Below are 16,481 nucleotides of genomic sequence, written 5' to 3' on the forward strand. Positions count from 1 at the left end.
ATCGAGCGTTTCCCCGTCTCGATCGTTACCTCGCTTCAATGGCGACCGGAGCAGGGGCAGCCTGAGCCTCGGGGGCCGGCCGCAAGGCCCGCCCCTCCCGCCATCCATATTGAAGGAAATGCTGACCCGCGTTCACGCCCGCCGCCGCCACGTCCGTATTGACGGCGAGATATTCCTGCTCGTTGAAACCCGGCGGCAATTCGACCGCTACGTCCGGGTCCAGTTCGCTGGGCTGTCCGCTCAAGCGCGGCGTGCTCTTACGGGCGTTCGGTCCGGCGCATAGCTCCTTGAGTTTGCGATGCGTGCGCCAGAACGGCACGGCCGGCGTCGAGTCGCTGGCCTCGCGCTCCATTCGCCGCCAGCTGTCGGCAATATATTCGCGATCGCGCGAGCGCCTCATCACGACAGAAAACTCGATATCGTTGTGCAGCGTGTCGTTGAAATCTTCACAAGCGAAGTCGATCAGCTCCATTTCGCAAAGATCGGCGATCAGTTTTGCAAACGAGCGCGGCGTGAAAACCCAGCAGTGAACGTCGTGATAGGTGCCGTTTTCGAAGGCGTCGCGTGCGAGATGTAGCGCGCCTTGCCATGTGTGATGCCGCTTGACCGAGTGCGGGTCGATCCGCTTTTGCCACGCTTCGTGGGCCGAGACATCCGCGGCGGACAGGCAATGATCGAGCAGCGAGTAGGGCTGCGGTACCCGCGCACGGGCGATATAGCTGGCCAGTACTTCGGGCAGGCGGCTTTCGCGGCGGAAATAGTCGAAGGTGAAGCGCCGGTCGGGAACCACGAGACGCACTTCGCCGGTCGGTTTGAGGACCGCGGCCAGCTCTCTGAGCCACGTCACCGGATCTGGAACATGCTCGACGACATGAGAGGCCACCACGTAGTCGACATAGCGGCCCCTGATCGCTTCATGCAGCGTGTTGCGCCCCCACACCGCGTCCACATCGACAATCTCTTCGATGTCGAGATTAGGATCGTCCTTGTACTTCTCTCGCAGGTGCGGCGTGTCCGTATGGTCGACGTAGATGATTTCGCCGCCGTCGCTGCGTCGCACGAGAGGCCAGCAAAGCGGGCCTATTTCCACGCCGACGCTTTCCTTGACGTTCAGGCCTTTCAGCAAACGGCAACGCCGCTTATCTCGAAATTCATCGATGCTTGGAGCATTGTCTTCCTTCGCCATGTTGCCTCCTCGTATTGGACGGCACAGCTTCCAGTTATGACCGATGTTCACTGCATTGCGCGAGACCGCTTACACCATCAGGTATGCATCTGCACCTTGATGGAGTCCGAACTTTTGTCGCTGGCCAGACGAAAGGCCTCGTCGACGTCATCGAGGCTCAGGTCGTGCGTGATCATGGCGCGCAACGTATCGCCCTTGCGCGCCAGCAGATCGATCGCGAGTGCGAAGTCGTGCTGACCGTCGATATAGCCGTAGCAGTTCGGCAGATGAATCGTCAGTTCCTTGATGTGCGGTTTGATGATTTCGATGTTCCTGAAGCCGTGATCGAAGGCACCGAGCACGCACACGTGGCCGAGCGGGCGCACGAACTGACAGGCGAAGTCGAACGTGTCGGCCGTTCCGCCGACCGCTTCGATCGCGTAGTGCGCGCCCAATCCGCCGGTTGCCTGTTCGACCATGGCGAGCGCTTCGGCGCGATCGGCCGGCAGGATCGCGGTGGCGCCCATCGCCAGCGCCGCGCGCGCCTGAGCCGCGTGTCTTGCGACCACGTAGACATTTTCACTGCCGGCGTCCAGCGCCGCGGCGAGTGCCGCGAGGCCGATCGTGCCCGCGCCGATCACGACGCCGACCGAGCCGCGCGCAATCGGCATCTTGCGGCACCCGTGGATGCCGACCGCCACCGGCTCGACGATGGCGCCGAGCTGATCGTCGACGGCATCGGGCAGCGGGAACACGCCCGATTCCTTGGTGCGCACGTATTCGGCAAAGCCGCCGCCGAACGGAAATTCGCGCGCGCGGCAGTGAATCGGCGTGCCGAGCTTGCAATACTCGCATTTGCCGCACGCGGTGCCCATCACCATGTCGATCGTCACCCGCTGGCCGACGCGCACGCTCGTCACGCCCTCGCCGATCTCGACCACGGTCCCGCTCAGTTCGTGGCCGTTCGGAAAGCTTTGATGAACGTCGACGTTCCGGTAAGCGTGCAGATCGCTGCCGCAGATACCGACGCTCGCCACCTTGACGATCACGGTGCCGGGTAGCAACTCAGGTACCGGGATGCGGCCGACCTTCATCGCGCGCACCCCGTCTTGCAAGCCGGCTCGCATGGACGCGCCTTCGGTGCGATGCTCGAGCGCGTTCGTCGAAGTCATCTATCAATCTCCGCAAAATGTGAGACGTTTGCGCCGCGGCGCCTAACGTGTCTTTCGAATCCAGAAGCTCGCGCCGGGATTGCGCATGAAGAGCGGCATCCGCGCGTTCATCAGGTCCGCATGGAAGTGTCCCATGAACGTATTCATCAGGACAACTTCGAACGCGCTGTTGTACTGGAGAAAGGCGCGCAGCAGATAGGCTTCGTTCCACGCGCGGCCTTCGTAGATCCACTGCGGCGGGTATTCGAGCGGCAGGAACACGTCGTGAAAGTGTATGTGCACGCCGGGCGCGAGGATCGGCAGTATCTCGAAGACGATGCGGTTCACGTCGCTGCCGATCTTGCTCACGTGCGACGAATCGACGAACAGTATGTCGTTCGCTTCGAGCTCCGCGAATACGGACAGGTCGACGTCCTGCGCGAGCGACTTGACGATCTTCGAGGTGACCTTGTCTTTCTCGGTCAGCAACGACAGCAAGCGTTCATTGTTCGGTTCGACGAAGGTGCACTGGATCTGGCCGTCGAAGAACAGGTCGTTGGTATCGAGCGAAACGGCGGACGAGAAACCCGAGCCGATCTCGACGATGCGGCGCGGCCGCAGGTGGCGAATCATGCAGTACAGCGACGTCGCGTCGCCATACGAGAACATCACGTTCTCGAAGTAGAAGCGCAGGCCGTCTTTCTTGTGCGGCTCGAACGGCATTTCGCCGTAGTACTTGTCGGCGAACTCGCCGACGAGCCGCACCTGCGCCTCTTCGTTGAACTCGATGCCGGGCAGCGTGCGCGAGACGTGACCGAACAGCCGTGCTTCGTCCTGTTTGATGTCGGGGATCGACGGGATCGGCGAATAGTAGTGGCCTGGAGGCACGTCGCCGAGATTCGAAAAGTGCGGAATATTGACCTGAAGCGCGTCGCGATACTTGTCCCGTTCAGCGATCAGTTCTGCAATCTCGGGATGCTGCGCGGCAAGTGAATCGAGAAGCTCGGGCGATGCCGACATCTTGTTTCTCCGCTTGAAAGAATTTGCGAAAAGCCATGACAGAACAGCGAATTCATACCGATATGCCGACCGGCTGGCGAGCCGGCCCTCCCGGCCGGCCAGTCTATCGTACCCCCAGTATTCTGCACGTCCAACATTTCCTGATGTTCCGACATGAGTCCGCATTTACCGTTACTTACAAATTATTCGTCATAGTAATCGGCACAGCCGCGACGCCACGGGTCATGTGCCGTCCGTTTTCCGTGGATACCGCGCGTGAGTCGCGAGTGCGCGGCAGAAGAGGGCGGCGCGGTCATCGTTTCGTAAGCCACGTAAGCCGACGAAAGCATGCAGCAGGGTGCTCGGCGCGTCGCTCGTGGGCGATCGTCTGCGTTACGATTTGGCGTAAAATCGAGCCCCTGCCGATAATAGTCCGCGCCTGTTTCACAGGTCGCGCGAACGCGTGAATTCCGCACCGTCCGGCGGACGGCAGCAGCGCCCACGATACGGGACGATTCGGGACGGAGCCCGCAATATGCATTTTAAAATTCTCCTGACCACTCACAGTACCGCGTTCATGACGAGCGGTGGTGGTGAGTCGGAACTCGTGCAGGTCGCCGAACTTCTCAACGATTCGGACGTACAGGCCGACATTTACGGCATTCGCAGCCGGCCGCTACGCTTTTACGACGCGGTGATGCACTTCTCCGTCCATGCGGACGGCGAAGCGATCGTTCGCGAAACGGTGAATCAGGGCAAGAAGCTGTTCCTGTGGCCGAACGTCTGGTGGTTGAGCGCGCCCGACCCGGCGGAAATCAGCCGCATCGAGGCTTTCGTGCAGCGCGCCGAGCGGCTACTGTTCAAGTCCTCCGCCGAACTCGCGCACTTCAACAGGTACATCACGGTCGATCCAGGTAAAGGCGTGGTGGTGGGCTCCGGCATATCCGACCGGTTCCTGCTGCCGGCCGACAAGGATTTGCTCCCCACGGTCTGCGACGTCTCGGACTACGTGCTGTGCCTCGGCTTGATCGAGCCGATCAAGAATCAGCTCGAACTGATCCGCGCACTGAACCAGCTCGGCATGAACGGCCTGATGGTCGGCGGTTTCAGGGACGAGGAGTATTACCGGCAGTGCGTTCGCGAAGCGCGTCGGGGCATTCATTTCCTGCCGTTCATCCAGCCCTGCAGCGCGCTGTTGCGCTCCGCGCTCGCCAGCGCGATGGTAGTGGCGGAGCCGAGCCTCGATCCGCCCGGGCGCTCGTGCCTCGAAGGCGCGTTCGTGAAGCAGCCGCTCGTCATGGTTGATGGGGATTGGCAGCGCGAGCACTTCGACGACAATGTCTGGTACGCGGCTTCCACCCGCGCGCCGGACATCGTTCCCGCCATTCAGGCTGCCCTGACCGACCCGGACAGGGACGAAAAGATTGAAAGTAACTACGAACGCGTCTATGCACGGCACTCGTCGAGCACGGTAGCAGCAGACCTAATCAGACACCTGATCGATGCCGGCCTCACAAATTACTAAGATTCCCCGACTGCTCGTCGTTCAGCGGCGCTCCATGACCGATGGGCGAATGAATTCGCGCACCATCGGCGCGCGCTTCGCGCCTTTGCTTTCGTACATGCAGCGCCATCGGTTGATCGAGTGGGAGCAGATCTCGGAGGCGGACGTTGGCGTCAGCCATCTGCATCGCTTCGACGTCGTGCTGTTCAACAAGCACGTGTCGAATCTGTCGCTGAAGATCATGCGGATGGCCAACGAACTCGGTCTTCATACGATTTACGATCTCGACGACTGGCTGCTCGATCTGCCGTCGTGGAGCGTGCTCGAAATGAACGAGGACGTGCTCTACAACGTGCTCGCGATGATTCGCGAAGCGAGCGCGGCCACGGCGTCGAACTCGCTGTTGCAGGAGCGCATGCGCAAAGTGCGGCGCTCGGACGACGTGCTGATCATCCCGAACGGGTTCGACGATCAGGCGTTCGACCTGTCGCCGGAACTGTGGACCGAAACCCAGCCGCCGAAGATCGTCTTCTCCAATCTCGACGGCATCAAGCTCGTGAGCTTTCGCAAGGAGTTTTTCGGCACCTTGCGCAGTTTTCTCGCGCGCCACGAAAACGTGTCGATCGACTTCTGGGGCGATCCGTTTCCGGAGCTCAACACGATTGCCCGCATGACGCATCGCGGCAGCCGCGGCAACCTCGAATACAAGAAGGCCATCCGCGACGAAGGCTACACGTTCGCGATCGTGCCGCTCGGCGCCGAAGAGGATCCGGAGACGCTGTTTTTCAACTCGTGCAAGTCGCCGATCAAATACGCGGACTACGGCAGCCTCGGCATCCCGAGCATCTATTCGGATTGCCCGACCTACCGCGAGAACGTCAAACATCGTGAGACGGGATACATTGCGTCGAACACGGCCGAGAGCTGGGCACGAGCGCTGGAGGACATGCTGGGCGACCCGCAGCTTCGCCAGTCGATCCGCCGCAATGCCTACGCCGACGTGTTCGACCGTTTCAGCGTGCGACGCATTTCGTCGATGTTCGTGAAAGCCTTGCCCGACCCCAAGCCTTAAAGCAGCTAACACCTATGGATCTTCTTCTGATTCGCCACGGCCAATCGCACGCCAACGTGGCTGGCCTGTTGAACTCGACCGAGCAGGACGAGTTGACCGAGCATGGCCTGCAGCAGGCCGCGAAGCTACGCACGCTGATGGAAAGTCACGGTTTCGCGCCCGACCGCGTTTTTTCGAGCCCGTGGCGGCGCGCGTTGCAGACCACTGAAGTGCTGTTCAAGGACAACTGCGACTGGACCGTCGACGCCCGTCTCGGCGAAACCAATGCGGGGCGGTTCGCGACCTGGAAGGCCGAAGATTTTCGTGTGGCGTTTCCCGACTGGGGCAAACATCTGTCGGACCGTTACGAGGGCGGCGAGTCGCATCTCGAACTGGCCGCGCGTTCGGTGAACTGGCTCGAGGAGGAGGTGCTGCGGCACGCTGAGCAGCCTGGCCTGATCGCCGCCGTGTGTCACGCGGGACCGATCTCGGTGATCTCGCAATACCTGCTGAACGTGCCGTTGTCCCGCTTTCCCAACGTGCTGGTGCCGAATGCATCGCTCACGCTGTTCCGGCGCAACGTGCACACCGGAAACTATTATCTGCAGATCGCAGGGCTGTCATGAGTGCATCGATCAAGATCTTCGAGCCGCTTTACGCGCCGGGACAGGTCCTGTCCGAACAGGCTTTTCATCCGCTCGAACTGCGCGATAACGCGCACGCCGCGTGGCGCGAGTTTTATATTCTCGTCGACATGTACCGCAAGGGCATGCATCGGCAGCAGCAGATCACCGGTCTTTTTTCGCCGAAGTTCGCGCTGAAGGCGCGCATGGACGGCAGCCGGTTTCTGGAGTTCGTGCAGGCCAATGCCGACGCCGACGTCTGGATGATCAATCCGTTTCCGCAACTCGCGTATTTCTCGTACACCGCGTGGATGCAGGGCGAGCATGCGCATCCGGGACTCGTCGAGCGCAGCCAGCAACTGCTCGACGCCTGCGGCATCGCGTGGAATCTGCGTGAGGCGCCCCGTCAGTCGCCGCACACGCTGTGCTATTGCAATTTCTGGGTCGGTTCGCAGTCGTTCTGGGAAAGCTACGTCGGCAAGGTGCTTGAGCCGATTGCCACGTTCCTCGAAACGCAGAGCGGCACCGAGGCCGCGCGCGGGGTGCTGGAGCCCACGATCCACTCGGACGACGCACCGTTCCTGCCATTCGTTGCCGAGCGTCTGTTCAGCACGTATCTGTCGCTGCATCCCGAACTGAAGGTGGCGGCCTATCCGATCGAAGGCGATCGGGTGCTGGACTATTGCGTCAGCGATTTCGAAAAAGATATCGTGCGCTACATGCAAAAACCGATCGACGCGGCGGATCGCGCGCCGGTCTTTCCGGCCGAGCAGATTGCATTGATGGACTTGCTGTGCACGCTATCGCAGAAGTACGTGCGCGCGCATTTCTCGTTCACGCCGCATCCGCATACGGGGCAACCGATCGACTTCGACAGGACCGGCAAGCCGCCAGCGAACGAGTGAGGCGGCGCGCTCGGGTTGGATCGCGCCGATGTGCGCCGGGATGGGTTGGTGAGCGGCGGCGCTGACTATCTATCTCTTTTCAGCGAAACGGCCGCCGTACCCGCGCGCGCATGCGTCGACGCGGCCGCCATGCCGACCCCGGCGCCGACGAAGATCTTGCGCCATACCTCGTCGCTGGCACGTTGCAGCACACCGTCGGCGTGTTTGACGAAGGCCGTGTCGATCGGACAGCGGCCGTGGGTATGGCCGAGGCGCTGCGTGATCACGGGTATCCAGGCGGCGAGTTCGGCATGGGCGTCGAACACGCAGTCGGGCGGACAAATCTCCTGAGCGGCCGTGCCGCCACGCACGAATACGGGCTTGCCGTAATGCATCGCTTCGAGCACCGGCACGCAGAAGCCCTCGTGGCGGCTCATCGCGAGCAACGCGTGGGTGGATTCGTAGCACTCGAACAGATCGGCGTCGTCGAGCATGCCCTTGAAGTCGACCTGCTCGAGCACGCCGAGACGCCGCGCGTGATTGATCAGAAATTTCAGGTAATCGTAGTTCGGCGTGCTGCCGACGATGCTCAGCGTCGCGCCGAAATCACGCTGCTTCAGCAGCGACAGAATCTCGATGCCGTCCTCGATGCGTTTATGCGGCACCACCCGGCCCACCATCAGCAGGTTCGGCTCAGGGCGCTTGCGGCCCTTGCGCGGTCCTTCGCGCCGGAACACGTACATGTCGGGAAAGATCGGCGGCACGACCTTGATGGCGTCCGCCGCGACGATGCCGGCGAGGCTCGCCGCCGTGCTGCGCGAATTCGCGACGACGGTGTCGAAGTGCGCGAGCAGCGGCAGTTGCGCGAGTGCCTTCTCGCACAACTGTGCGGTGCGCGGTTCGAGCGCGCGCAGCAACTGCGGGTCCGTCACGCCGTGGATGTAGCAGATCTTCCTGCAATCGAGCGCGAGTATCCGCTCGAGGTACGGATCGTAGATCGAGTAACTCAGCAGAACCACATCGTCGCGAGTGACCTCTTCGAATAATGCGTCAAGCGGGCGCACTCCATTCGTTCCCTCCTCGAAACCGCTTGCATACAGCTCGGCCCTCATGCCGAGACGTTCAGCCATGCGTACGAAACCGATGCAGTGGTTACCCACCGCATCGCCCGAGAAAATGTCCGGAGCACATACCCGCAGCGTCATATCGTCTTCGCCTCCGCAATGTCGTTCAACCGTCGCGCATACGCGCGTGCGACTGCCTCAACTGAGTAGTCGCGCTCCATGCGCGCCTTCCCCGCCAGTGCGATGCGCTCACGGAGTGGCGCATCGTCGATCATGCGTTTGAGCTGTTCCGCCGCGATCGATACCTCCGGATCGCACCAGTACTGACCTTCGGCGAACAGGTAGTCGCCGGGGCGCAGCGGCACGAGTTCGCCATCCACGAGGAACGCGGTGTCGGGTTCGCAAAAGTCGACGTTGCCCGAGAAGTTCGTGACCACGACCGGCTGCCCCAACGCCATCGCCTCCGCGATCACGCGGCCGAAGCCTTCGCTACGGTGCAGCGAAATGTAGGCGTCGCAGCAGGCCATGAAGTCGGTCGAGTCCTGGCGGCTCAGGCGCTCGGACACGATGTGAATGCGGCTATCGCCCGCGACAAGGTCGAGCACGGCGCGCCACACCGGGTCGTCGTCGCGCACGTTCATCGCCTTGATGACGAGCCCGACGCCCGGGGAGCTGTCGCCGAACGCCTGCTTGAACGCCTGCACGCCGGCGACCGGATTCTTGCGGCTCAGCCACGAGTTGCCGTCGAACATCAGGTAGAACAGGAACTCGTTGGCCGGCAGGCCAAAGCGCTCGCGCTTCGGCTCGAGCGGCGCGGGGACCTCGACCGCCATCGGCATCTGGTAGACCGGCGTGTTGCCGAGCCGGCTGTAGACGCTCTGCACGAAGCGGCTCTGCGCCCAGATTTCGTCGACCATCTGATGCACGTTGCCGAACGCGTTCGGCCAGTGGGGCAGTTCCCATGGCCATGCGCCGATCTTGTGCGTGGGCGCGTCGATCAGGCTGCGGCCGCCTTCCAGCGCGAGCCGCACCATTTCGGGCGCCGGCAGGCAGATCAGGCTGATGTTGTACTTGAGCTCGTCGCTGATCAGATGATCGACCGAGTGTTCGAGGCGCGCGGGTCCCGCCATCGGCGCATTGAGCAGCGTGACCGGCGTCGACGACAGTTGCAGTACGCGGGCGGCCATGCGCGCGTCTTCGCCGAGGCCGAGCACGCCTTGCGGGAAGCCGATGATGTTGACGCCGAAGTCGTAGCCGATGCCTTCGACGCGCGCGTGATAGCGCGCGGGCTCGTGCGCGTCGTCATCGGCTTCGTCGTCGGCGCTGTCGGTCCAGCGCACCTTCAGCGAGCCGACCAGCGGATATTCGGTCGACGCCCATTCGTTCCACCAGCGCACGAGCTGGTCGCGGCCATCCGCGGTGTTCAGGTCGTACACTTCGCGCAGATCCGGGCGGTCATTCGCGATCATCGTCAGGAAGCGCGGCAGCAAGGTGTCGTCCGCCGGCTGCTCGTCGTCGATTCTCGCGAGCTCTTCGGCCAGATGAGTCGGCGTCCATTTGACCGCGTAGTACTCGTCGTGCCCGTGCTTGTCCCACCAGGAGATGAAGCCGAGCCGTTCGCTGAAGCTGTTCAGGTTGAACGATGCCTGCAGGTCGGGCCGCTCGTTCCAGATCAGCAGCAGAAAGCGCGGCAGCAGCGGCAGCGCGCCTTGCTCGCCGGCTTGCGCGCCGAACAGGCTGTCGGGCAACGGCGGGATGGCCCAGTGAAGCGCCGGATACTGGTGCTGCCCGTGTTCGATCCACCACGACAGGCACTTCAGACGCCCGGTGAAGGTGTCGAGCGAGCAGAGCTCCTGCAGATCCTGGCGCTCGTCATGCAACAGCCGCAGGAAGCGCGGCACCGGTAGCCAGTCGGCGTGCGTGCCCCATTCGGGCTCGAACATCAATGCGGGTGTGGTGGGCGGCACCCATTCGCCCTCGCGTTCTTCGGCGAGATGCGTCGGCGACCATTCGATCGCGTAGTACTCGCTGTGCCCGTGCTTTTCCCACCACGAAATGAACGCGAGCCGCTCGCGGAAGCTGCTCAGGTTGAACGACGCCTGCAGGTCGGGCCGCTCGTTCCAGATCAGCGGCAGAAAGCGCGGCAGCAGCGGCAGCGCGCCTTGCTCGCCGGCTTCCATCCTGAACAGGGTGTCGGGCAACGGCGGGATGCCCCAGTGAATCGCCGGATACTGGTGCTGCCCGTGCTCGATCCACCACGACAGGCACTTCAGGCGCCCGGTGAAGCTGTCGAGCGAGCAGAGCTCCTGCAGGTCCCGGCGCTCACCGTGCAGCAGCCGCAGGAAGCGCGGCACCGGTAGCCAGTCGGCGTGCGAGCCAAATTCGGGCTCGAACATCACGGCGGAGGGCGTGGGCGGCACCCATTTGATCGCGTGGTACTGATGCTGGCCGTGTTCGATCCACCACGACAGACAGTTGAGCCGCCCGCGGAAGGACTGCAGCGTGAAGGTCGCCTGCAGGTCCGGCCGGTCCTTGTAGATCTCGCACAGGAAGCGCGGCACGTAAGGGCCACCGTCCGCGGGAAGCGCTTCGGGCTCGAGCATGAAGCCGCCGATCGGCGGCTGCGACCACTTGATGCGCGGATACTCGCGCTGGCCGTGGTCTTCCCACCAGCTGAGCGCGTTGAGCCGCGAGGTGAAGCTGTTCAGATTGAACGCGCTGCGCAGATCGGGCCGCTCGGTCGTGATCAGCGCGAGGAAGCGCGGAAACGGCATCGCGCTGGAGTCAGGCGCGTCGATCGGTTCCAGCAGCCCGGGCCACGCGATCGGCGGACGCCACGTCACGCGCGGGCAGGTGACCTGACCGTACTGCTCCCACCAGTCGAGGCAGTTCAGATAGCCGGTCAGCGTGTTCAGGTTGAATGCCTGGGACAGATCGCCGCGATTGCGCACGACCGTCGTCATCAGCTTCGGCAATTGCAGGCCGGCTTCTTCGAGCACGGTGACGGGCTCGTGCAGCGTCTCGCTCAGATGCTTCGCATCGAGCACGCTCGGTTTGGTCGAGCCGAGCCAGTACGTGACGGCGTCCGGATGCCGCTCGATCAGCGTGTCGTTGTCGAGCTGACGCAAATATTCGAGGTCTTCCTGCCGCAGCACCCAGTTGAAGTCCGGATACGTTTCGCGCGCCGACATTTCCCACCAGAAATACAGCGTGACGCGGTCATCCAGCACTTTGGAATTGAAGCGCGCGAGATCGGCTCTGAACTTCATCAGAAAGTAGATCGCGCTCGGCAGGCAGAACAGTTCCCCCGGCGATGGATGGCGGTACTCCGCCAGCCATCCGGTCTTGTTTTTTTGGGGTCCCAGATTAATCAAGATTTGCAATCCTTGAAGGCCAAGCAAAGGAAAAATCGTCGGCAGTCAGTGTCAGATTGGGTGAATAGCAGGGATCGTTCATCAACAGATGCTCCCAGCGCTGTCTGACCAACTCAGATTCCTGGTTGAAGCGGCTGATTTTTTCCGGTGTGTCTTCGGCGCCGCGGGTTGCCGATTCGTGATGATAAAGCTCCGCGTAGGGCGTCCACACATTGCGGTAGCCCGCTTGCCGCACACGCAGGCAAAAATCGATGTCGTTGTAAGCGACGTGTAACTGTTCGTCGAGGCCGCCGACTTCCTTGTAGATCGACTGGCGGATCAGCAGGCACGCGGCGGTCACCGCACACATCACGTTGCGCAGGCGTGCGCGCGCGAAGTAGCCGGGGTGCGAATTGGGGAAGTGCTTGTGCGCATGGCTCCCAATCCCGCCGACGCCGAGCACCACGCCGCCATGCTGGATGGTGTCGTCCGGATACAGCAGTTTTGCGCCGACCGCGCCGACCTTCGCCTGCAGCGCGACCGACACCATTTCCTCGAGCCAGTCGGCGTTGATCACTTCGATGTCGTTGTTCATCAGACAGACGAAGTCCGCCGTGCTCGCGAGCGCGACGCGGTTGTTCAGCGCCGAGTAGTTGAACGGCGAATCGTCGCGCACGACCTTGATGCGCTCGTCCTCTTGCAGGCGCGCGAACAGGTCGTGCGTTTCCTGCTTGAGCGAGCCGTTGTCGATGATCGTGATGCGGAAGTTCGGGTAGCTCGATTTCTGCCGCACCGATTCCACGCATTGCTCGACGAGTCCGGCGGAATCGCGCGTCGGAATGATGATCTCCACCGACGGCAGCACCTCGGGCAAGTCGTACACGACCTTGTTGAAGGCGTCCGTGCCCGGCGCGTGCTCGGTGTGGGCGTTGATGCCGTTGCGCGCGAGGTGTTCGTCGAGCGCGCGCATCGCCGCGATATGCGCATACGGCTTGGCTTCATGGCCGGCCGCCGTGCTCTCGGGGATCATGCGCCAGTGGTACAGCGCGCGCGGCACGTGATACACCGTGTGATGACCCGCGCGGTCGATCACGCGCAGCGCGAGGTCGTAGTCCTGCGAGCCTTCGAAGCCGGTTCTGAAGCCGCCGACCTCCTTCATGACCGAAGTCTTGTAGACGCCGAAATGCGAGATCATGTTCTGGCTCAGGAACAGATCGTAGTTGAAGTCGCATTTGAAGTACGGGTCCGAGCGGACCCCGTCGATCGAGATCTTGTCTTCGTCGCTGTAGATCACCGTCGCGTCCGGATGCGCGTTGATCAGCTCGGCGACGCAATAGAGCGCGAGCGGATGCAATTCGTCGTCGTGGTCGAGCAGGCCGACGAATTCGCCGACGGCAAGCTCGAGCGCCGTGTTGCTGGAGTTGCTGATGTGGCCGTTCGTCGTGCGGTACGCGACCTTGATGCGCGGATCTTTGGCGGCGTAGCTGTCGAGCACCTGCTTGACCTCGGGGTTCGTCGAGCAGTCGTCGGCGATGCAGAATTCCCAATTCTCGTAGACCTGGTCGACGACCGAATCGATCGCCATGCGCAGCCACCTGGCCGGCGTGTTGTAGGTCGGCATCACGATGCTGATCAGCGGTTGCAGCGCCCACGCCTTCGAGCGCGCGCGCAGTTCCGGGTAATGCGACGCGGGCGGCTCGTGCCGCTCGATCCATTCCTGATACGTGTGACCCACGGTTGGCGCCGGCGCAGGCTGAGCGCCGCCGCCCCACGACGCCATCCGGCGCGCGCGTTCGAGCAGTTCCGTCGGGCAGTCGGCGTCGGCCACCAGTTCGACGTTGAAGCCGGTGATCGAAAACAGTCCCGCGCGCGCGATCGGATCGAGGCGCAACGGACCGACGAGCGGCGGAAACGCGACGACCTGATCCACCTTGCCGTCAGCGTCGACCACGAGGCCGATCGTCGCGTGCTCCGACATGCCCGCGCCCGCGTCGAAATAGATCATGCATGGCGAGGCCGGCATGTCTTCTTTCGCGAGCTCGAACGAAATACGCGCGGCGCGACCCGACAGCTCTGCCCATCCCGTCAGCTCGAACTGCGGATCGCCGTTCGTCGCGTTCCAGGCGAACCCGGAATTCGAGGACGCCTCGACGTTATTCAAGGGACGAAGTTCGAAGTTCTTCATGAGGTTCGTCACGGGTTTTGTCATTTCGTCAGCAGGGAATTGTAGAGGTCTTTCAAGGGCGACAGGACGGCCTGCCAGGTCAGATCGCGCGTCGGAGCAGCGGCAGCGCCGCGCGGTTGCGCGAGCGCCGCGCGAATCGATCCGGTGATGCTGTCGACGTCGAACGGATCCAGGTAGGCAACGTGCTGCGCGAAATATTCTTGGGTAGAGCCAACTTTTGTCACCGCGATGCGCGCGCCGGCGGCATGCGCTTCGAGCGCGGCGAGCCCCGGCGTTTCGAGCGTGCTCGGCAGCACGAACGCTTCGCAGGCCGCGTAGGCGGAGCGCAGCAGCGGCGAATCGTGGGGCAGCGTGCCGGCGTAGACGACCTGGCCGCCACCCTCGTCGAAGCATGCCTTCGCATACTCAGGATCGCGCTGATGGCCGATCAGGACAAGCTTCAGGTCGGGGAACGACTTCATCGCCCGGATCAGCGCGAGCTGGTTCTTGCGCGGCTCGATGTTGCCGACGTTCAGGATGAAGCGGCCCTCGATGCCGGATTCACGGCGGAACGGCTCCGCCGCGACCGGCTCGTAAAAGCTCTGTTCGACGCCGTTCAACACGCTCGCGAACTTCTCGCGCGGCAGATCGAAGATGCGAGCGAGCGTGTCGCATTCGATCTCGGAGTTTGCGACCACGCGGTCCGCGAGAGAAAACTGATGGCGGATCTCGCCGATCGGATAGAGATGCCTGGTTTCCTCCGTCACCCACAAACTCGACGACACGACGAGCGGCAAGCCAAGTTGCTTGACGAAGTTGCAGAAGTGCACCGAGCCACCGACGCACGAGAAGAAATGCACCACGTCGTGTTCTAGAAAACGCGGCTTCCACGGATCGAACAGCGTAACGTCGACGCCATGCGCGGGCAGATGCTTGTGATACGCAAGCAATTGGATTTCTCCGCCGCCGGGGGTATGGAAAGCCATCGGGTAGGTGGCGAACAGCACTTTCATAGGTGGGACTCTAGTCGCTCAAACAGTTCTTTTCTTCAGACCAGCACGTCGCGGCACGCCGCTGCGCGTAACGCGCGAACATGGCGGCAAGACCGGCAGGTTTCGGGGCATTCATGTGGATGCTCGCCGCGCGCTTGCGCGGCCTTCAGGCGCGGACTTGCCGGTGCGCGGGCCGGGGCCTGATCGCACGGCCAGCGAGCAGGCCGGCGTGTGCGGTTGTCGAGCAAGTCGGATCGATACCACGAATTCCACATGCGCGAATATGTTTGAGTTGTTACGAAGTGTACGAACGACGCGCCAGCAGGCGCAGGTCCGTTTTATTATCACGGCCCGAATACAATACGTTCCCAGCCAGACTTCCTGAGAAAGCACCGCCGATGCCAGATTGTATCGTGTCTGATCCGCCTTTCCCGCCGTGTGCGGCCGCGTCGAGTCCTGACGGCGATCGTCTGTTTGCGTGGGTCGCGCGGCATGGCGTGGGCGTAATCGTGCGCCGCGAAGTGCATGACGGAGCATTGCGATGAGTCTGCAGATCCTCGTCACCGGCGCCAACGGTTTCGTCGGCCAGGCGGTGTCGCGCGCGTTGCTGCGGCGGGGCGATCGCGTGACCGGCGTGGTGCGCCGGCCGCAGACGGCCGCCGAGGGCGTGCGCGAATGGCTGCTCGATACCGAAGACTTTGCGGGCATCGACCAGCGCTGGCCGGTCACGCTCACTTGCGATGCGGTGATCCATCTGGCGTCGCGCGTGCACGTGATGCGGGAGGCCCTGACCGAGCCGCTCGCCGCCTATCGCGCGACCAATGTCGAGGGCAGCTTGCGCGTCGCGGCCGCGGCGCGGCGCGCGGGCGCGAGGCGCTTCGTGTTCGTCAGCAGCATCAAGGCGATGGGCGAGGCGAGCAGCGGCCGGCCGATCGCCGAAACGGATCAGCCCGCGCCGTCCGAGGCGTATGGCATCTCGAAACTGGAAGCCGAGCGCGCGCTGTTCGACTTCGGCCGCTCGACGGGTCTCGAAGTCGTCGTGGTGCGGCCGCCGCTGGTCTACGGGCCGCGCGTGCGCGCGAACTTCCTGCAGCTGATGAACGCGGTCGCGAGAGGCATTCCGTTGCCGCTCGGCGCGCTCAGCGCGCTGCGCAGCCTCGTGTTCGTCGATAACCTCGCGGACGCGCTCGTGCATTGCGCGACCGATCCGCGCGCGGCCGGCGAAACCTTCCATGTGACCGACGGCCGCGACCTCAGCGTGCCGGAACTCGCGCGTCTGCTGGCCACGCAGCTTCACGTGCCCGCGCGGCTCGTGCCGGTGCCGGCCAGCCTGCTCAGTCTCGCGGGTCGCCTGACCGGCCGCTCGGCGCAGATCGATCGATTGATCGGCGAGCTGCGCGTCGACAGTTCGCATATCCGCGAATGTCTGAACTGGTCTGCGCCGCATACGGTCGAGCATGGGCTGCTCGAAACCGCGGCGTGGTATCGCTCAACGCATTGACCACGGGTTGAACCCGCCTTGACTCCGACC

Annotated in this window: 12 protein-coding genes; 5 read left to right on the top strand and 7 right to left on the bottom strand. The window is 63.0% G+C overall.

Annotated elements, in window-relative coordinates; translation table 11 throughout:
* Positions 1–25 precede the first annotated feature (25 nt).
* The 3 genes from HDG32_RS07630 to HDG32_RS07640 form a co-directional block, all read right to left on the bottom strand.
* Entirely contained in the window at positions 26–1,186 is a 1,161-nt protein-coding gene (locus HDG32_RS07630) for a methyltransferase domain-containing protein (RefSeq protein ID WP_184065155.1), read from the bottom strand.
* A 77-nt stretch (positions 1,187–1,263) separates the two neighbouring features.
* Positions 1,264–2,337 (bottom strand): zinc-binding dehydrogenase, encoded by a 1,074-nt coding sequence (locus HDG32_RS07635; RefSeq protein ID WP_184065158.1) that lies wholly within the window; start codon positions 2,335–2,337, stop codon positions 1,264–1,266.
* Between the two features lie 42 nt (positions 2,338–2,379).
* Entirely contained in the window at positions 2,380–3,336 is a 957-nt protein-coding gene (locus HDG32_RS07640) for a class I SAM-dependent methyltransferase (protein WP_184065161.1), read from the bottom strand.
* Positions 3,337–3,778: 442 nt separating this feature from the next.
* Between HDG32_RS07640 and HDG32_RS07645 the strand changes: the two genes are divergently transcribed.
* The 4 genes from HDG32_RS07645 to HDG32_RS07660 are packed head-to-tail and all read left to right on the top strand — an operon-like array spanning position 3,779 to position 7,398.
* Positions 3,779–4,840, top strand: a complete 1,062-nt coding sequence (locus tag HDG32_RS07645; RefSeq protein WP_409340010.1) for a glycosyl transferase family 1 — start codon at positions 3,779–3,781, stop codon at positions 4,838–4,840.
* 49 nt (positions 4,841–4,889) lie between these two features.
* Positions 4,890–5,891 carry a glycosyltransferase gene (locus HDG32_RS07650; protein WP_260336292.1) on the top strand — a complete coding sequence of 334 codons (1,002 nt, stop codon included), beginning with the start codon at positions 4,890–4,892 and terminating at the stop codon, positions 5,889–5,891.
* A 14-nt stretch (positions 5,892–5,905) separates the two neighbouring features.
* A complete protein-coding gene (locus HDG32_RS07655) occupies positions 5,906–6,496 on the top strand; it encodes a histidine phosphatase family protein (RefSeq protein WP_184065167.1) in 591 nt (196 codons plus the stop codon).
* Complete coding sequence (locus HDG32_RS07660) at positions 6,493–7,398, top strand: hypothetical protein (RefSeq protein WP_184065170.1); 906 nt, start codon at positions 6,493–6,495, stop codon at positions 7,396–7,398. The genes HDG32_RS07655 and HDG32_RS07660 overlap by 4 nt, the downstream gene beginning before the upstream one ends.
* 65 nt (positions 7,399–7,463) lie before the next feature.
* On the opposite strand, the gene HDG32_RS07665 is transcribed toward HDG32_RS07660, so the two are convergent.
* Genes HDG32_RS07665 through HDG32_RS07680 form a run of 4 tightly spaced genes read right to left on the bottom strand, consistent with a single transcriptional unit; the run spans position 7,464 to position 14,971 of the window.
* Entirely contained in the window at positions 7,464–8,582 is a 1,119-nt protein-coding gene (locus HDG32_RS07665; RefSeq protein ID WP_184065173.1) for a glycosyltransferase, read from the bottom strand.
* Positions 8,579–11,815, bottom strand: coding sequence for a glycosyltransferase family 4 protein (locus HDG32_RS07670; protein ID WP_184065176.1), 3,237 nt, complete (start codon positions 11,813–11,815; stop codon positions 8,579–8,581). The genes HDG32_RS07665 and HDG32_RS07670 overlap by 4 nt, the downstream gene beginning before the upstream one ends.
* Positions 11,808–14,003: a glycosyltransferase gene (locus HDG32_RS07675; protein WP_184065179.1), complete on the bottom strand. Its 2,196-nt coding sequence runs from the start codon at positions 14,001–14,003 to the stop codon at positions 11,808–11,810. Before HDG32_RS07675 ends, HDG32_RS07670 begins: the two co-directional genes overlap by 8 nt.
* Entirely contained in the window at positions 14,000–14,971 is a 972-nt protein-coding gene (locus HDG32_RS07680) for a glycosyltransferase (RefSeq protein WP_184065182.1), read from the bottom strand. Before HDG32_RS07680 ends, HDG32_RS07675 begins: the two co-directional genes overlap by 4 nt.
* A 520-nt stretch (positions 14,972–15,491) precedes the next feature.
* On the opposite strand from HDG32_RS07680, the gene HDG32_RS07685 reads away from it, so the two are divergent.
* Positions 15,492–16,451 carry an NAD-dependent epimerase/dehydratase family protein gene (locus HDG32_RS07685; protein WP_184065185.1) on the top strand — a complete coding sequence of 320 codons (960 nt, stop codon included), beginning with the start codon at positions 15,492–15,494 and terminating at the stop codon, positions 16,449–16,451.
* Positions 16,452–16,481: the final 30 nt, after the last annotated feature.

It is taken from the genome of Paraburkholderia sp. CI2 (genome assembly GCF_014201055.1).
GTDB classification, from domain to species: Bacteria; Pseudomonadota; Gammaproteobacteria; order Burkholderiales; family Burkholderiaceae; genus Paraburkholderia; species Paraburkholderia tuberum.